Here is a 16,951-nt window from a genome sequence, read left to right as displayed (position 1 = left end):
CAAACTCAGGACTTGCTGTGATCAGGGACGTCTTCGACTTGCTCAACCGCGTGTGTGGCCCAAAGTTCGTCCTCGCCCGCATCTGGCAGATCGCTGGGCTTTTCATGACGGTGAATGTGCCATTTGGCAATGAACAGGGCTGTGATTGGCGCGGTCAGGAACAGGAACAATGTGATCAGAAGTTCGTGTAGCGACAGGTGCTGTTCGATCAGAACCGAGTGGCAGATCGATGCCAGCAACACGCCACCCACACCCAGGGTCGTCGCCTTAGTGGGTGCGTGCAGGCGCGACATAGGATCTTTCAGCTTGATCATGCCGTAGGACCCGACAAAGCCAAAGATGCCTGAGATGACCAGGAAGAAGGCGATCAGAAGTTCTACGATGAAACCCATTCCACCCTCACTCGATGATATTGCCACGCAGCATGAAGCGCGCGTAGGCAACCGTTGAGACAAAGCCCAGCATGGCGATGATCATGGCGGATTCGAAGAACACTTCGGTTCCCAGAGTCAGACCATATAGGATCAACAGCGCGATCGTGTTGATGACCATCGTATCCAGGGCCAGAACGCGGGTGCCGACGCCGTCTGCGGTAATGATCCGCCAAAGGCACATCATAATGGCCGCGCCGAAGCAGGCGAATGCAAAGGCGATTGCAATGTCGATCATTCGAAAATCTCCTTCAGACGACGCTCATAGCGGCTTTTGATCTGGTCGCGCACGGCATCAGGGTCGGGGGCATCCAGACAATGCACCAGCAGGTTGTGCCCCTGCGCAGACAGATCGCTGCTGACGGTTCCGGGGGTCATGGTGATCGTACCTGCCAACACTGTGATAGCCTCAGGTGTGCGCAACTCCAGCGGGATCGAGATCCAGGCCGGCTGTCGATCTGCGTCGCGTTTGAACAGGATAATCCGGGCAACGGTGATGTTCGCGATCACGATGTCCCAAAGCACAACCAGGATGTATTCAACGACCATGGGCCAGTTGCGCAGCTTTGGGCGATCAGGCCAGTAGGGCTGTGTGATGAAGGGAATGATGATGCCCAGGATCAGGCCAAAGACCAGCGAATTCAGGGTCATGTTGTTGGCCAGCAGGACCCACACGATGGTCAGCAAGAACGTCAGATGCGGGTGCGGGAATATCCGGTGCAGAAGTCTGATCATGTGTCGCCTCCCAATACGGCTGCGATGTAATCTTCGGGTGTGAACAATTGCTCGGCCGTCTTATTGGTATACTCCAGCGCAGGCCCGGCAAACAGGGTCAGCAGCACAAGGCCGATCGCCATGGCAAATACGGCTGTGAAAGCCAGGCCGGGGTTGGGCTCGGGTGCAGGCGCGGACGGGGTTTCTTCTTCGTTTTCAGGGTCCAATTCCGTGTTGTGCTGGGCATCATGGCTTTTCCAGAAGATCAACGAGCCCGCCCGGGCAAGGCCAACAATGGTGACGAAGGAACCGATCAGGATTACGGCCCAGATGGCGTTTGCATCCGGTGCGTCCCGTGCGGCGTCCAGCACCAGCAACTTGCCGACAAAACCCGATAGCGGCGGCATGCCCGCCAGCGCAATAGCACCCACAAAGAACAAAGCCGATATCAGACCCGTTTGCGGCATTGGTGCAGTCGGGGCAATAGCGCCGCCACGACGCTCCATCACCAGATCGGCGACCAGGAACATAAGCGCTGTGGCCAGGGTCGAATGATACACGTAATACAGTGCCGCCGCTGTGGCCGTTTCAGTGAACAGCGAGATCGCGATCAGCAATGTTCCCATCGAGGTGATGGCACAGAACGCCACCATACGCGCGATATGCTGTGTGCCCAGAATGCCGATGGCACCAACAGCCAGCGTCACCAAAGCGGCGGGTTGCAACCAAGCACCAACAAGCCCCTGCGTAGCCTCAACCTCTGGGCCGAAGCCCAGTGTGTACATCCGCAGGATCGAGTAGGCGCCAACCTTGGTCATGATCGCAAATAGGGCGGCCACGGGCATGGGTGCACTGGCGTAGCTCGCCGGTAGCCAGAAGTGCAGCGGCAAGACAGCGGCTTTGATGCAAAACACCAGCAGCAGCAAAACCGCACCAACCCGCAGCAGGGCGGTGTCATCCGCTGGCAATTCGGCCACTCGCACGGCCAAGTCGGCCATGTTCAACGTTCCGGTCACAGCATAAAGCGTGCCTAAAGCAAACAGGAACAGGGTGGAGCCCAGCAGGTTATAGGCAACATATTGCACCCCGGCTTTCAGCCGTACTGCACCGCCCCCATGCGTCATCAGGCCATAGGAGGCGATTAGCAGAACTTCGAAGAACACGAACAGGTTAAAGGCATCGCCGGTCAGGAATGCGCCGCAGACGCCCATCAGTTGAAAGTGAAACAGGGCGTGAAAATGTTTGCCCCGGTCGTCCCAGCCAGAGGCGATTGCATACAGCACGATCGGCAAAGCCAACAGTGCAGTCAGAAGCACCATCATGGCCGAGAGCCGGTCCAACACCAGAACGATGCCAAAGGGCGCAGGCCAGTTGCCCAGTTCATAGACCTGAATGTCGCCACCCGCGGCCTGTGCGGTGATGGTCAGGGCAATACCAATAAGGGCCACCACACCGGCAACCGAAAAGATGCGTTGCAGGTCCAGGTGAAAGCGCAGGACCATGATGATGAACGGGGCCAGGATCGCGGGCAGGACGATTGGCGCAACGATCCAGTGGTTCATGCGTCTTCTCCCGGCGCGTCGACGCTGTCATTGGCGTTCATGTCGATATGGTCATCTTTCGAGGACAGGTAGGCGCTGAGTGCGATCATCACGATCACAGCGGTCATTCCGAACGAGATCACGATGGCCGTCAGCACCAAAGCCTGCGGTAGCGGATCGGTATAAGGCACCTCTTTGTACTTGTTCAAAACGGCTGGCGCGTCCAAAGCCAACCGGCCCGTTGCGAACAGGAACACGTTCACAGCGTAAGTCAGCAGAGACAGGCCCAGAATGACAGGGAAGGTCCGGCGGCGCAGGATCAGGAATATCCCGGCAGCAGTCATGACGCCAACGGCAGAGGCTACGAGCGCTTCCATCAGACCTGCTCCTTGTTTTCTTCTTCTTGCGGTGGATTATCCCGCAATGGGTTGATATCCATCGGGAATTCCTGCGCCATACCCGGTTGCCACGCAAATCGGGACAGGCTGTCCAGCGCCAGCATCACGGCCCCAAGAACAGCAAGGAAAACGCCGGTGTCGAACAGGATGGCGGTGGCCCATTCGAACTCTTCCAGCGGTGGCCAGTGAATATAGCCAAAATCGCTGGTCAGGAACGGACGATCGTTAAACCAGGCACCCAGACCCGTGGCCGCGGCAATCAGCACGCCCCAGCCGATAGAGCCATGGTAGTAGAACCTCTGACGTTCGATGGCCCAGGTATAGCCGCTTGCCATGTATTGCATCAGGAAGGCGATTGCGACGACAAGGCCCGCGATGAAGCCTCCGCCCGGCTGATTGTGGCCGCGGAAAAAGATATAGGCCCCGACCATCAGCGCGATGGGCATCATCATTCGGGTCACGACCACCATCATCAACGGATGCGAGTCCCCCGACTGTGGCCAATGCGGTTTCCTGTTCAGCAGATAGCTTCGGACATTGGTGCCCAAAACAGCCTCGGTCAAGGCAAAGATGATCAGCGCGGCAATACCCAGAACGATGATTTCGCCAAAGGTATCAAAGCCCCTGAAGTCCACGAGGATGACGTTGACCACATTGGTGCCGCCACCACCTTTGTAAGAATTCGCCAGATGGAATTCCGAAATCGTCGGAAAGGCAAAATCCCGCAGCAGCAGCGCATAGATCAGCGCGCCCGAACCAATGCCCGCCACGACTGAGATTGCAGCGTCGCGCCAGCGGCGCGCGGCGCTGCTGTCCCAGGGCGTATCCGTGGGCAGGAAGTTCAGCGACAGCAGCAGCAGGATCATCGTGACCACTTCGACCGAGATCTGCGTCAGCGCCAGATCCGGGGCGGACAGATAGTTGAAGGCCATCGAAACGATCAGGCCGACAACACCAATCAGCACCAGCGACAACAGGCGATTGCGGTGGAACCACATAATCGCCAGCGTTGCACCCACAAGGCAGATCCATCCGATAAGCGGGATGATCTGAATGGGCAGCGCCTCCCGCGTTTCGGGGCCAATTGTGCCGGTTGTATAGGCATAATAACCCAGCGCGAGGGTGAAGCCGATCATAATGACCGCGTAACGGCTGAGGACGCCGTTGTGCAAAGTATCGGTGATCAAACGACTGAGTCTTGTCAGCACTCCGATCACAGTATCAAAGATCACCTTGGCCTCGGGACGCGGCAGGGCATTCCAGATTTTCTCTTCATGCCGATGCAAGCTTAGCAGGAACAGACCGCCCAGTGTCGCGACCACGGACATATAGAGGGCAGGCGTAAAACCGTGCCACAATTTCAGCGAATAATACGGCAGCTTCTCACCGCCAATGACCGCGCTGGATACAACGGCGACCAATGGGCCCACGATGGCGGCAGAGTTCAGTCCGATCAGTACCACCAGCACGACAAGGAAGGCAGGCGCCAACCATAGACCGACGGGTGGATCATGCGGATGGGCCGGGTAATCATGACGCTCCGGACCTAGGAACACGTGGCTGACAAACCTGAAGGAATAGGCCGCTGAAAACAGCGCCGCCAACAATGCCAGACCCGGTACAAGGTAATGATAGTGCAGCCATGTGGTGTGAACGGTCTCTTCCAGCATCATTTCCTTGGACAGAAACCCGTTCAGGGGCGGTATGCCCGCCATCGACAGCGCAGCGATTGTGCCAATCGTAAAGGTGATCGGCATCAGATGACGCAGACCGCCCAGCCGCTTGATATCCCGCGTACCGGTTTCGTGATCCACGATCCCTGCGGTCATGAACAGCGCAGCCTTGAACGTGGCGTGGTTGATGATGTGAAAGATCGCGGCCACGGCTGCGATCTTTGTGCCAAAGCCCAGCAACATGGTGACCAGCCCCAGATGCGACACGGTCGAAAACGCCAGAAGGGCCTTGAGGTCATCCTTGAACAGAGCGATCACCGCGCCCATCAGCATGGTAATAAGTCCAGTTGTGGCAACAATGTAGAACCAGGCGTCTGTGCCAGCCAAAACGGGCCACATCCGGGCCATCAGGAACAACCCGGCCTTCACCATTGTGGCCGAGTGCAGGTAGGCAGAAACCGGTGTCGGGGCCGCCATGGCGTGGGGCAGCCAGAAATGGAATGGGAATTGCGCCGACTTGGTAAAGCAACCCAGCAGGATCAGGATCAACGCGGGCAGGTAATAGGGTGACGCCTGGATCAGCTCTTTGTTCTGCAAAATTACGCTTAGGTCATAAGACCCGACGATATTGCCCAGGATCAGCATCCCGGCGATCATCGCCAACCCGCCAGAGCCGGTCACTGCAAGCGCCATCCGCGCACCCTGACGTCCTTCGGGCAAATGTTTCCAATATCCGATCAACAGGAAGGAGCTAAGCGATGTGAGCTCCCAAAAAATCAGCAAAAGCAGGATGTTGTCGGATAGAACGATCCCGACCATCGCGCCCTGAAACAGCAGAAGGTAGGTGTAAAACTGCCCCATCGGGTCCTCGCGCGACAGGTAGAACCGTGCGTACAGGATGATCAGCAACCCGATCCCAAGGATCAGCAGAGCAAACAGGAAACCCAACCCATCCAGCATGAAATTCGCGTTCAACCCAAGGGCAGGTATCCACTCGAACCGCGCAGTTACAACGTCGCCTCGCATCACAGACGGGATGTGGATCAACAGACCCATCAGCGCCAGAAATGTGGTCAACCCAGCAGCAGAAGCAGCTGCATTTCGTCCTGCCCTGATCAGAAGAGCTGGAAAAACAGCGCCGAGAAAAGGAAGGGCCGCGATGAGGAATAGGGACAAGTGCGATACTCCGTTCTGGGCGGTCAAGTAGTACTGATTTTGTAAGGATAATTTTCTTACTGTCCAGCTAATACAACTCATTTGCCGCGCGCCAACACAGCGAGGCTGCGGCTTTTGCCTGCAAAAATGACGTGAACTTGAACTGCCAGGATAAATTCGGCGCGGATTCCAAATCTGCGCTGTGATAGAAACCCGGTGTCAGGTCAGGAGGGTGCGACGTGGCCCGAAACTTAAACCGATCCCGCAGGTGGATCTTGATTGGAGGCTGTGCCGCAGTGGCGGGGGGAATTGCGATACGCGAATACCGGCTTATTCCGCCTGACTATTCGGGACGGCAACTTAGCGTGCAGGATGCACATACGCAGGCCGTGGCCGGAGACGTGTTGTTGCTGGACATTCGCACCCCGAAGGAATGGCAGTCCACCGGGATCGGAGAGGGCGCCCAATCTTTGGACATGCGCCGTGATGATTTCATTCCCGCTCTGACGCAACTCGTCAAAGGTGACAAGGGCGCGGCAATTGCGTTGATCTGTGCGCGGGGCGTGCGTTCGGCGCGGTTGAGCAACCGGCTGTCCGAGGCAGGATTTACGAATATTATTGATGTGCCCGAAGGCATGTTGGGGTCGGCCGCTGGGCCGGGATGGGTGCGCACCGGATTGCCGGTTCGCGACTACGACAGGAGTGCAGTATGATCCGGGAATTAACACTGGCAACGGGTTTGGCGCTGGTCGGGCAGTCGGGGCTGGCCGCCTGTGCCGATCTGGAGGGTATGTGCGAAACCGCCTCAGGCGGATACCATATCGAACTACCCGAGGATGAGAACCCGCCACTGGTGGTGTTTCTGCACGGCTATGGTGGCACCGCCACCGGTACTTTGAAAAACCGTGGCATGGTGGAGCCGCTGCTAGCGCGCGGCTACGCTGTAATGGCGCCAGAAGGGTCGGAGCGCAACGGGCGACAAAGCTGGAACTTCTTTCCGGGTTGGGAAGGACGCGATGAAACCGCCTTTTTGACCGAGGCGGTTGAGGATGCCGCGGATCGGTTTGGCGTGGATACGGACCGGGTCGTTCTGGGCGGATTCTCGGCAGGGGCGTTCATGGTCTACTACCTTGCCTGCGCCGCGCCCGATACGTTCTCGGCCTATGTGCCCGTTTCAGGTGGGTTCTGGCGCCCTGATCCTGAATCTTGCGATGGCCCGGTTCGGATGTTCCACACCCATGGCTGGACGGATAACGTGGTGCCGCTGGAAGGGCGCTTGCTGGGCGGTGGCCGGTTTCATCAGGGCGATATCTTTGCCGGACTTGAGATTTGGCGCGTTGCAAATGGATGTGTCGATACCAAGCCCAGCGGGTTCTCGACCACCGGCCCTTTCATGCGCCGATACTGGAGCGGGTGTGACGACGGCAGCGCGCTGGAATTTGCGCTGTTTCCCGGCGGTCACATGGTGCCCAAAGGCTGGGCCGATATGATGATCGATTGGTACGAAGGTTTGCCGGGTGGGTGATCATTCGGCAGGAGTCATCACGCCCTTACCCTCGATTACTTTCTTCAGTTCATCCCTGTAGCGACGGGCCGAGCGTGTGATTGCGGGCTCGTTATAGTCCTCTTTCATGCCAACCATACGGCGGGCTGCTCCGGCCGATACGCCACTGAGCGCGGACAAAGGAATCGCAAAGGCAAGACTGATCGCAATCGGGGCCAACCAGACTGATACAAGACCGGACAAGATACCGACGCTAAGGGCCACGCCGCTGATCGTTTCGACCGTGTGGCAGAGGATCAGCGTGCGCAGACCATAGATGCCGCCATCCCGCGCCTGCGGGGACCAGCCCTTTTGGATACCAAAGGTGGTGCGAATGACGGCGATCATCTGTTGCACCATCAGAATAGGGGCGTAGAGGATCGACAGAACAACCTCGGCCAGGAATGACGTCAGGAATTTGCGCCCGCCACCGAATTCGGCATAGCGTACACCGCTGAGCGGCAGGGCCAAAACTCCCAGCACCTTTGGCGCAAGCAGCATCGCGTACATGACCAGAATGATCAGCACATGGCGGGTTTCCGTCATCTCGGGCCATTGCGGGAACAGTGGATTGTCTGGGCTGAAATAGTGCAGGACCGAGGCATCCTCACCCTGACCAATAAGTGCCCACATCACCAGCAGCGCAAACCAAAGCGGCGACATCAGATATCCGACTGCGCCGTGGAACATGTGGAACCGTGACACCGACTGGAACCCGGCTGAGCCCAACAGTTTCAAGTGCTGCAAATTGCCCTGACACCATCGCCGATCGCGCAAAGCGTGATCAATCAGTGTCGGCGGCGTTTCTTCATAAGACCCGCGAATGCGGGGCAGGAACCGCACGCCCCAACCGGCCCGACGCAGCAAACCAGCCTCGACGAAGTCATGGCTCATGATCAGTTTTTCCTGACCATTCAATGCCCGCAGTTTCGGCAAACCCGCGCAATTGGCGAATGCTTGGGTGCGGATAATGGCGTTATGCCCCCAATAGTTGCCTTCCTGTCCGCACCAGCGCGCAAGCCCTTCGGCAAAAGCGATGCCATAGACGCCATTGGCGAACTGCTGCATTCGCGCAAAGACTGATTGTGCACCGATCAGCTGAGGATAGCTCTGGATCAAACCAGCTCCCGGGTCCCGCGCCAACGCATCGGTTAAACGGGCGATGGCGCGACCGGTCATCAGACTGTCGGCGTCCAAAACCAGCATCGCGTCCCACTCGGCCCCCCAGCGGCTGACCCAGTCGGCGATGTTGCCAACCTTGCGGTCGGTGTTTTGTTCGCGACGGCGGTAATACAGTTCCAGCCCAGGGGCGAGGGTGGTACGCAGCGCCTCGACACTGGCTTGCTCCTGTGCGGCGATCTCGGGGTCCCGCGTGTCCGAGAGGATGAACATGGCATAGTGATGCTGCCCACCGCGCGCCTGCAAATCTTCAAGCATCGTCCGGGCATTGCCCAGCACGTTCCAGGGCACCTCGTTGTACACTGGCGTCAACAGGGCGACACGCAACGGTTGGGCGCGACCCTGACGCACGGGGCGTTCCTGCCGGGACAGCGAGACCATGCCCAGCAACACAGTGCAGACCGTGAAGGAGATCCAGAAGAAGTTGAATGAAATCAGTGCCAGAAGGATGGCCTCGATCAGGTTGATGCCTTCGGCGTCGAACCAGTCCGTCATCACCCATAACAGTCCCAGCGTCGCCGCCATTGCGGGGGAAAACGCCAGCGCACGCCAGAACCCGGCCGAGGGACGTTTGGCATCAGGAACCTGTGCATCCCGAAACCCTGCGCTGAAATCCTGCGCAGGCATGGCCAGAGGCGTCTCGGGCGGCATGATATGAAGATCTCTGGTCATGAGGTCCAACGGTAAAGCCAGACCTCAGAGGCTGGCTGTTTGTCTTTCAGCAACTGCGCGCGCAATTCGACATGGTCGCGGTCGCCGGACTCGAACGAAAACGCCAGCCGCAAACCGCCTGTGTCGGGGTTGCGTTGCAGCACACCTTCGGATGTTTCGGCATGCGGCGAGTCCACGAAAATGGTCATCGCCTCTGGGTCGTCAAACAGCTCGCTTTCCTCAAAATCGATGACGGCCAAACGCCCTTCACCAAAGGTGTTGTCGCCCATCGCGGTGTTGACCACGCGCGCCATCGGTGTGCGCTGGGGCTCATCCCCCCAGATCAGGCGATAGGACAGGTCGACCTGGCTGCCAGCCGTATAGGGTTCGGCAGGGCGCCAGTAGGCAACGATGTTATCGTAGATTTCCTGATCCGCCGGAATTTCAACCAGCGTGACCGCACCTTTGCCCCAATCCGCACCGGGTTCGACCCACAGGCTGGGGCGTTTGTGATAATTCGCCTCAAGATCCGCGTAATCCGAGAACTCACGCTTGCGCTGCAACAGGCCAAAGCCGCGCGGATTGGTGTCGACGAACGACGAAATCTGCAGGCGGGTCGGGTTCGCCAATGGCCGCCACAGAACCTCTCCGGCACCGTTGCGCACTAACAGACCATCGCTGTCGTGTACGGCAGGGCGGAAGTCGTCGAACTGGCTGTGGTTGGTCTGATCGAACAGGAACATCGACGTGCCGGGGGCGATACCCACATGCGTCAGCTCTTCGCGTGGGAATAGCGTGGCTTCGATATCCATCACGCAATCCGCACCGGCGGTGACATTGAACCGATACGCACCAGTCACGCTGGGGCTGTCCATCAGCGCATGAACGACCATATCGCGCTGGCCAGGTTTTGGGCGTTCCAGCCAAAATCGGATGAATTCGGGGAATTCCTCTCCATCCGGGTCGCCGGTTTTCAGGGCTAGACCACGGGCGGAGAGGCCATAGACCTCATGCAGGCCAATAGCGCGGAAATAGCTGGCTCCTTGCCAGACGCAGAACTCATCGGTCTTGCCGGGGCGGTGCATTTCGGTGCGCAATCGCAGGCCGGAGAAGCCCAGCGTGTCGTCGATTGGCAGTTCCGGGACGTCCTCGGATTTGTCGAACATCCCCAGATCAAACGCGACCGGAGTAGCCATTCCATTTTCAACGGTTTCAACTTTAACAGTGCGCGGGAAGTACAGGCCTGGTGTGAAAAAATCGACGTTGAAAGGTGTTTCCGTTTCATACCAAAGCGCGCGGTCTAGCCGGAATCGGATCGAGCGATATTGCTGGTACGTCAGATCCTGCCATTCCTGCGGCACCATCTCGCGTTCCGCATAAGGTCGGCTGGCCAGATCTCGGGCCATCTCAATGACGACATTGCGGTCAAATGGGACCTCACCGCCCGTGGCAAAAGTTGCTGGCGCGAATGCAAGCGCCGAAGTTGAGACCAGAAATGCGCGACGTGTAAAATTCATTTCTTAGACTTCCAAGGTTGTGACTTAAACCAAGCGGCCATGTATGCCACGCCGATGATCATCGCAAAGCCAATCATGTTGGCGACGAAAACACTGGCAACATCCCGCCCACTCAGGTCCAGACCGACGCCGATAAGTCGTGCTGCAGCCATCGAAAATACGAACACCGCCAATGATTGTTGCCCAACTTTGGTGATGACGGTCAGCAGGAATTGCCAGACTTTGGCCGCGGTACCCTGACCGGTTGCAATCAGGCGATGCCCATGTTCCCCGGCGACAACCCAGCCCAGATAGGCGAGTGACAGGAAATGCAGATAGCGGAACAGGCCAAAATCGGTTTTGTCGCGGAATTCTTTCGTCACCGGCCAGACCTTGCGGATTTCGTCAGCCAGATCGGGGGCCGCCGCGTTGATCCATGTGAATACCTTCCACGAACCAAAGGGCATCGAAAAGATCAGGAACAGTGCTGCTGCCCAAATCAGGGTTTTTGATACCGGTGGGGCAGGTATCCAGCCGCGCATGAAGGCGAAGCCAGTAAAGAACAGCAGTTGCCAGCCAAAGGGGTTGAAGAACCACTGCCGCTCCGACCACGGCTCGGCCGGTAGGTCCAGAACGTCAGTTTGCGCGACCAGCCAAATCGCGACGGACGCTGCGGCGACCGCCCAGAACCCGATCCGGTAGAGGCCCAGAAACATGGGCATCATCGCCAGAACCACCAGATACATCGGCAGGATGTCGAAATAGTTCGGGACATAGGTCAGCGTAAACAGACCCACGATCTGAGGCGCAGGATCGTTGAAGAAGTGCTGCAGGTTCAAAGACGAAACGTAAGTTTTTTCAAACAGCCCCGATTGATCCAGCGCTGCCATCGACATGGCGACAAAAAAGAACAGGCAGATATGCGCCCAGTAGACCTGCCAGATACGGAACGAAACGCGGGCTGTTCCCATCCACCACCCTTTGCGCAGGAACGCTCCGCCGAAAGCGATCGCCGAGGCCATGCCTGAGCAGAACACGAAGATTTCAGTCGCGTCCGAGAACCCGAACCGCGCAGGAATCCATTTGGCCCAGGGGTCGTTTGGGATATGTGCGATCAGAATGATGAACATCGCGATACCGCGATAGAAATCCAGGCGCGGATCGCGCGTGCGGGCAGGGGCCGCCGCAGAGGCAGCCACTGGCGCAAAATCAGAAGCGGGCGAAACTGTCGCCATACGTATTCTGTCCTTCTTGGTCTTAGTTTTTGTTATTCAGCCGGGACGCTTTGTGCGTCTCCGTTGTCGCGTGCCGCATCGATCAATGTGCGGCGCGCAAGAGCGTAATTGTCTTCGCCCCCGGCTCTTTTGGCGCGACGGTCATCCAGGATGCGCTCGACAGCATCCAGACGGCCGGCGCGCAGGCCGGAATCAATTGTGATGCGCTCGAATACATCACGTTGGGCGTGGCTTCCACCTGCCAGTTGCATACCTGCTCGGGCGTTCGATAAAAAGTCGAAGGCGTCGCCGTAAAGGCCTTCGCCAAAGGCCTCAAGTCCTTTGGCGGCAGCAATGCCCGGATCGGACATGCGGATCGGGGTGTCCCCCTGATTGCGTTGCGCATCTTTCTGAATACGCTGCAACATCTTGCTGGTCGCCTCAGGGCGATTGTCGCCAGTCAGGGCCAGAAGATAGTGAAGATCGGCAAAAATCAGGCAGCCATCTTCGGTCCGCGCCGCACTGAGATCAGCCAGTTCTTCCCAGCGGTTGCCCACATTGACGCCCTCAAGCTCAAGCCGTGACAGCAGGGATGTGGCGTTCGAGATATCGCGGTAGTCGTCGGTTTTGTCCTGACGGATGTAGTTGTCATACAGCTCCATCACTTGATCGACCTGACCCAGATCCAGATGCATCAGCGCCTTGTGCCACCAGACGTGATAGCGGAAGTTGTTGCAGTGGGTCCAAGCCTCTTCGCGTCCTGCCAACCAATCAAGGCCCAGCTGCGCGTTGCCTGTCATCTCATGCACGTGTGCAACGGCGTGCAGACCCCATGCATCGTCCGACACCATCCACAGCGCCTGCCGGCCTGCGATTTCGGCCTTTTCGTAGGCACCGGTTTCTTCCAACGCAAAGGAATGACAGCCCAGCAAATACCCACGACCTGCATGATCGGGTTCGTACGCCGGCAGAATCCGCTCGATCGATCGGCGCATGCCTTCCGAGTCGCCAAGTACAAATCGCGTCGCGTGGCTGAGTTTCATTGCCAGCGAGTCTTGTGGGTGGTCGCGCAGAATCTCTTCGAATTTTTGAATGGCTTGCGTGGGCAGGTCAGCCAGATACAGACCCAGCGCTTCGACATACAGTCGCTCGCGCGCTGAGACCGGCTGGCGTTCCATGGCACTGTTGGCGGCTGCCATCGCTTCGACGGCGACCGGCATCATCTCGCGACGGCCCAGCAGGACCATGAACAAGCCTTTGATTGCGTGACCCAGGGCAAAATCGGGTTCAAGCTCCAGAACTTTGCCAAGATGCTGCGGCGTCACGGCGGCATGGGCCATGAACCCAAGCAGAACACCATCCCAGGCCTCGGCACTTGCCGGGTGGCTGAGGGTGTTCATCTGTCCGAAAACGTCTTGCTTCATGTTCATGTTCCGATCCAATCGAGAATATCTACAGCACTTGATGTATCAGAGACTGTCGGCGGGTCGTATCAGTATCGGCCCTGCTCTCGAATTGGTGAAATGCCGTGTGGGCAAAAATTGAAAAAAACCGCCGATTCAAGGGCATGTTTCAGCAACATGCCGCCGAAACAGGCACAGTGTTTCAATCGTCAAAGGGGTTTTCAGCGCCTAGAACGGCCTGCGTATCCGCCCCAAAGACGGGCGGAGCAGCCCGATATGTTACAGGTGTGCGCGACAGTTTCAGCGGATTCCCGATCAGTTGAACGTCGCCCGGTGCGGCCTGCATCGCGATCTGCATCTGGCGGGCTTCGACCTGATCGGTTGCAAAAACCTGATCCAATGTCTGTACCGGGCCAACCGGAACCTTGCGGGCTTCGAGCTGCGCAATCATGGTCTCTGAAGCGTGGGTTTTCACCACCGGACGCAGCACGGCGTTTAACGCGTCACGATTTTCCAGCCGGGCTGGGTTGGTGGCGAAACGCGGGTCATCCGCCAGATCGGGGTGATCGATGAATTCGCAGAACCGGCGGAACTGACTGTCATTTCCGACGGCCAGAATGACGTGGCCATCGGCGGTTTCATAGGCGTCATAGGGCACGATGTTCGGATGCCCGTTGCCGCGCCGCTGGGGCACGTTGCCCGAGGTTAGATAGTTTGCACCTTCGTTGATCAGCCACGCGATCTGTGCATCTACCAGCGCCAGATCAATCTGCTGGCCTTCGCCGGTCTGATCGCGGTGGCGCAGGGCGGCCAGAATGCCGACACTTGCGTACATTCCGCACATTACATCGGCGATGCCCACGCCTACCTTCATCGGCGCGCCATCGGGTTCGCCTGTCAGCGACATGATCCCGCCGTACCCCTGTGCCATCAGGTCATAGCCCGGCTTGGACGCGTTCGGCCCGGTCTGACCGTAACCCGATATCGAGCAATAGACGAGGCTGGGAAAATCTTGCGACAACGTGGCGTAGTCCAGACCGTATTTCGCCAATCCGCCGGGTTTGAAGTTCTCGATCAGAATGTCTGCATGCGAGGCCAACCGTTTGATTTCAGACTGTCCCTCGGTCGCGGTGATGTCGATAGCCACGGATTTCTTGTTGCGGTTGGCCGACATGAAATAAGCGCTTAGATCAGACCGGTTGCCTTGCGCATCTTCGACGTAAGGAGGGCCCCATTGGCGGGTGTCATCCCCGCCCGTCGCGGGGTTTTCGATCTTGATCACGCTGGCCCCCAGATCGCCCAGCAACTGCGTGCAGGTCGGTCCGGCCAAAATGCGACTGAGGTCCAGTACTTTGACGCCCTTCAGCGGTCCTTCAGATCCGGCCATCATAGCCCCCACGGTCAATTTCTGCGGCAATCACGGTGAATGAGTTGGCCTTCATCGCCTCGTTCAGGGCATTGCGCAGTTCCTCGCGGTTGCGAACTGTGTGACCTTTGCCGCCAAACGCCCGGCCCATGGCTGCAAAGTCGTGGTGGTCGAAATCCACACCCCTGTTGCCCATCTGGCGCTGGCGCTGTTTCAGCTCGATCAGCGCAAGGCTGGCATCGACAAAGACCAGAAAGATCGGGTTTCCGCCCATTTCGGCGGCAGTCGACAGCTCCCCGGCTACCATCAGGAACCCGGCGTCGCCCGAAAAACTGATGACTGGGCGGTCCGGTTCGGCCAGTTTCAGGCCAATCGCCATTGGCACGGCGCAGCCCATGGTACACAGCGCCGAGGACTGGATCAGGCCGCGTTCCTCGGAACATTCCCACATCTGGCTCAGCAGAATGCGATGTGCGCCGCTGTCAGCTGTGGCCAGTGTTTCGGCAGGCAGGGCTGCGCGGGTTTCGGCGATGACGGCGGCGGGACCCCATTCCTCATCGGTCGGGAATGCCTGAGCCAGCGCGGTTTTGGCCTGAGAGGGTTCGCCGCCCGGCCACGTCTTGCGGGAAGCATTGCCCTTTGCGATAGCCTCCAACGTGGCGCCGGTATCGGCCACCATATTCAGGCTGGCTTGATGCATATAGTGGTCGTTCACCACGGCCGAGATGTCGATGACACGCTTTTCTTCGGGGTCCCAGACCTCGCGCCAGCCGGGGCGCATCTCGATCGGATCGTAGCCAAGGCACAAGACCAGGTCGGCCTGTTCAACAAGCGGCAGAAGATGTTTGTCGGCCAGCGGTGACAACCCGGCCCCTCCAAGACACAGAGGGTGATCTTCGGGCACAACTCCCTTGGCTTTGTAGGTGGTTACAAAGGGGATGCCGAAATGTTCCAGAAACGCCTGCACGATATTGCGCGACCCGTCATACAAAACGTCCAGCCCGACAATCGCAATGGGGCGTTCCGCATCAGCCACCCAACGGCGCGCTTTTTCAAGGCAATTGCCCTCCGGCGCAACGGCGGCAGCCTTGACAAGTCTCCGCTTCTTGACGCCGGACACCCGCATATCCGCAACCGAGATTGGAACGTCTATATGCACCGGCCCGGGGCGGGGCTGATTGGCCAGCGATACGGCTTTGTCCGCCACTATATCCGCGCCCTGCGCCGTCAGGGTAAAAGTGCCCTTGGTGATCGAGCGATAGACCAGTGCGTGATCCATGACCTGATGGGTATAGGTCAGCGCTTCATCGGCATCGACGCAACCGGTCAGCACGATCATCGGCACCCGGTCCTGCAAAGCGTTCGCGACCACGTTGATACCGTTCATAGCGCCGGGGCCAAGCGTCGCCACCAGAATGGCAGGTGCGCCGTCGCGGTGATGCACGGCTTCGGCCATGAATCCGGCGGCGTTTTCGTGCTTGGTCAGGTGAAAGGTGATCCCCGCCTGTTCCAGCGCATCCACCAACGTCAGAACCTCGCCACCGGGCATACCAAAGGCATGGCGGCATCCGGCCTCGTAAAGTCTTTGGGCCAAAAGGTCCGCGGCGCGGGGCGAAAGGTCCTGCATCAGTTATGCTCCGAAATAATACGTCATTGCAGATTGCGGAGGACGCGTCCGGACGCAAGCAGGTTCACGGCAGTGTGACTAATTGACTGCGGATTCCGCGACTGCCTGAAACTTTTCATCCAGTTCCGTCGCAATTTCTTGCAGTGGCTCACCGCCTTGCTGGGCATAGGGGGCAAAGACGTGGCTTGGAGTTTTGTAGGCCAAAGTCGCCGTGCCGTCCGCATTTTCGGTCACGTAGAACCGGATGGGCGCTTCGATCATTGCGTCGACCGAGGTTTCCAGAACCCGCACCGCGTAGTCGTTGTTAAAGGCACCGATCACTAAGTTTCCGGGAATGATGATGCCACGGGCCGCCGCCGCCTTGGTGGGCCCGGCCTGCGTTACAACAATCAAACCGTTTTCTTTGACAGCGGTCTTCGTATCCGCGACCAACGCATCATAGCTTTTGTCGGTGGAATGAACGGCCCAGCCCGACAGCGGTTCTTGCGCCAGCGCGGGAAGGGCCAGCAAATACAGTACGGTCGAAATAGCCTTCATCGTGCTGTCCTTATGGGTATGGG

15 protein-coding genes are annotated in these 16,951 nt (G+C 58.4%); 2 read left to right on the top strand and 13 right to left on the bottom strand.

What is annotated here, in order from left to right:
- Window positions 1-5: 5 nt before the first annotated feature.
- From AC2FLA_RS16965 to AC2FLA_RS16940, 6 genes are read right to left on the bottom strand one after another with little or no spacing between them, the layout of a single operon-like run.
- Window positions 6-392 carry a Na+/H+ antiporter subunit G gene (locus tag AC2FLA_RS16965; protein WP_108860214.1) on the bottom strand — a complete coding sequence of 129 codons (387 nt, stop codon included), beginning with the start codon at window positions 390-392 and terminating at the stop codon, window positions 6-8.
- A gap of 7 nt (window positions 393-399) precedes the next feature.
- A complete protein-coding gene (locus AC2FLA_RS16960) occupies window positions 400-669 on the bottom strand; it encodes a K+/H+ antiporter subunit F (protein WP_058274196.1) in 270 nt (89 codons plus the stop codon).
- The gene (locus AC2FLA_RS16955; protein WP_432653421.1) at window positions 666-1,166 is read right to left on the bottom strand and encodes a Na+/H+ antiporter subunit E; all 501 of its coding nucleotides are present in this window, start codon (window positions 1,164-1,166) and stop codon (window positions 666-668) included. The genes AC2FLA_RS16960 and AC2FLA_RS16955 overlap by 4 nt, the downstream gene beginning before the upstream one ends.
- On the bottom strand, window positions 1,163-2,707 hold the full coding sequence (locus tag AC2FLA_RS16950) for a monovalent cation/H+ antiporter subunit D (RefSeq protein WP_496723733.1): 1,545 nt from the start codon (window positions 2,705-2,707) through the stop codon (window positions 1,163-1,165). Before AC2FLA_RS16950 ends, AC2FLA_RS16955 begins: the two co-directional genes overlap by 4 nt.
- The gene (locus AC2FLA_RS16945) at window positions 2,704-3,063 is read right to left on the bottom strand and encodes a Na+/H+ antiporter subunit C (protein WP_058274194.1); all 360 of its coding nucleotides are present in this window, start codon (window positions 3,061-3,063) and stop codon (window positions 2,704-2,706) included. Before AC2FLA_RS16945 ends, AC2FLA_RS16950 begins: the two co-directional genes overlap by 4 nt.
- Window positions 3,063-5,933 carry a monovalent cation/H+ antiporter subunit A gene (locus AC2FLA_RS16940; RefSeq protein WP_496723731.1) on the bottom strand — a complete coding sequence of 957 codons (2,871 nt, stop codon included), beginning with the start codon at window positions 5,931-5,933 and terminating at the stop codon, window positions 3,063-3,065. Before AC2FLA_RS16940 ends, AC2FLA_RS16945 begins: the two co-directional genes overlap by 1 nt.
- A 218-nt stretch (window positions 5,934-6,151) precedes the next feature.
- Between AC2FLA_RS16940 and AC2FLA_RS16935 the strand changes: the two genes are divergently transcribed.
- On the top strand, window positions 6,152-6,625 hold the full coding sequence (locus AC2FLA_RS16935; protein ID WP_496723729.1) for a rhodanese-like domain-containing protein: 474 nt from the start codon (window positions 6,152-6,154) through the stop codon (window positions 6,623-6,625).
- On the top strand, window positions 6,622-7,437 hold the full coding sequence (locus AC2FLA_RS16930; protein WP_496697034.1) for a CE1 family esterase: 816 nt from the start codon (window positions 6,622-6,624) through the stop codon (window positions 7,435-7,437). Before AC2FLA_RS16935 ends, AC2FLA_RS16930 begins: the two co-directional genes overlap by 4 nt.
- On the opposite strand, the gene mdoH is transcribed toward AC2FLA_RS16930, so the two are convergent.
- The 7 genes from mdoH to AC2FLA_RS16895 form a co-directional block, all read right to left on the bottom strand.
- Entirely contained in the window at window positions 7,438-9,306 is a 1,869-nt protein-coding gene (gene mdoH / locus AC2FLA_RS16925) for a glucans biosynthesis glucosyltransferase MdoH (RefSeq protein WP_496723727.1), read from the bottom strand.
- Entirely contained in the window at window positions 9,303-10,802 is a 1,500-nt protein-coding gene (locus AC2FLA_RS16920; protein WP_496723725.1) for an OpgD/OpgG family glucan biosynthesis protein, read from the bottom strand. The genes mdoH and AC2FLA_RS16920 overlap by 4 nt, the downstream gene beginning before the upstream one ends.
- Window positions 10,799-12,016, bottom strand: coding sequence for an OpgC family protein (locus tag AC2FLA_RS16915; protein WP_113790307.1), 1,218 nt, complete (start codon window positions 12,014-12,016; stop codon window positions 10,799-10,801). Before AC2FLA_RS16915 ends, AC2FLA_RS16920 begins: the two co-directional genes overlap by 4 nt.
- A 32-nt stretch (window positions 12,017-12,048) precedes the next feature.
- Complete coding sequence (locus tag AC2FLA_RS16910; RefSeq protein ID WP_496723723.1) at window positions 12,049-13,419, bottom strand: tetratricopeptide repeat protein; 1,371 nt, start codon at window positions 13,417-13,419, stop codon at window positions 12,049-12,051.
- Window positions 13,420-13,600: 181 nt separating this feature from the next.
- On the bottom strand, window positions 13,601-14,785 hold the full coding sequence (locus AC2FLA_RS16905; RefSeq protein ID WP_496723721.1) for a CaiB/BaiF CoA transferase family protein: 1,185 nt from the start codon (window positions 14,783-14,785) through the stop codon (window positions 13,601-13,603).
- Window positions 14,772-16,391, bottom strand: a complete 1,620-nt coding sequence (locus AC2FLA_RS16900; protein ID WP_496723719.1) for a thiamine pyrophosphate-binding protein — start codon at window positions 16,389-16,391, stop codon at window positions 14,772-14,774. The genes AC2FLA_RS16905 and AC2FLA_RS16900 overlap by 14 nt, the downstream gene beginning before the upstream one ends.
- Before the next feature lie 78 nt (window positions 16,392-16,469).
- Complete coding sequence (locus AC2FLA_RS16895) at window positions 16,470-16,928, bottom strand: DUF302 domain-containing protein (RefSeq protein ID WP_496723717.1); 459 nt, start codon at window positions 16,926-16,928, stop codon at window positions 16,470-16,472.
- Between the last annotated feature and the right edge of the window lie 23 nt (window positions 16,929-16,951).

This window comes from Ruegeria sp. CDSA033 (genome assembly GCF_059612305.1).
This window is presented reverse-complemented; position numbering and strand designations above follow the sequence as displayed.

What these genes read in the sequence shown, in the direction of transcription:
- AC2FLA_RS16965 (WP_108860214.1), bottom strand. Translation starts at nt 392, where the DNA reads ATGGGTTTCATCGTAGAACTTCTGATCGCCTTCTTCCTGGTCATCTCA.
- AC2FLA_RS16960 (WP_058274196.1), bottom strand. Translation starts at nt 669, where the DNA reads ATGATCGACATTGCAATCGCCTTTGCATTCGCCTGCTTCGGCGCGGCC.
- AC2FLA_RS16955 (WP_432653421.1), bottom strand. Translation starts at nt 1,166, where the DNA reads ATGATCAGACTTCTGCACCGGATATTCCCGCACCCGCATCTGACGTTC.
- AC2FLA_RS16950 (WP_496723733.1), bottom strand. Translation starts at nt 2,707, where the DNA reads ATGAACCACTGGATCGTTGCGCCAATCGTCCTGCCCGCGATCCTGGCC.
- AC2FLA_RS16945 (WP_058274194.1), bottom strand. Translation starts at nt 3,063, where the DNA reads ATGGAAGCGCTCGTAGCCTCTGCCGTTGGCGTCATGACTGCTGCCGGG.
- AC2FLA_RS16930 (WP_496697034.1), top strand. Translation starts at nt 6,622, where the DNA reads ATGATCCGGGAATTAACACTGGCAACGGGTTTGGCGCTGGTCGGGCAG.
- mdoH (WP_496723727.1), bottom strand. Translation starts at nt 9,306, where the DNA reads ATGACCAGAGATCTTCATATCATGCCGCCCGAGACGCCTCTGGCCATG.
- AC2FLA_RS16920 (WP_496723725.1), bottom strand. Translation starts at nt 10,802, where the DNA reads ATGAATTTTACACGTCGCGCATTTCTGGTCTCAACTTCGGCGCTTGCA.
- AC2FLA_RS16915 (WP_113790307.1), bottom strand. Translation starts at nt 12,016, where the DNA reads ATGGCGACAGTTTCGCCCGCTTCTGATTTTGCGCCAGTGGCTGCCTCT.
- AC2FLA_RS16910 (WP_496723723.1), bottom strand. Translation starts at nt 13,419, where the DNA reads ATGAAGCAAGACGTTTTCGGACAGATGAACACCCTCAGCCACCCGGCA.
- AC2FLA_RS16905 (WP_496723721.1), bottom strand. Translation starts at nt 14,785, where the DNA reads ATGGCCGGATCTGAAGGACCGCTGAAGGGCGTCAAAGTACTGGACCTC.
- AC2FLA_RS16900 (WP_496723719.1), bottom strand. Translation starts at nt 16,391, where the DNA reads ATGCAGGACCTTTCGCCCCGCGCCGCGGACCTTTTGGCCCAAAGACTT.
- AC2FLA_RS16895 (WP_496723717.1), bottom strand. Translation starts at nt 16,928, where the DNA reads ATGAAGGCTATTTCGACCGTACTGTATTTGCTGGCCCTTCCCGCGCTG.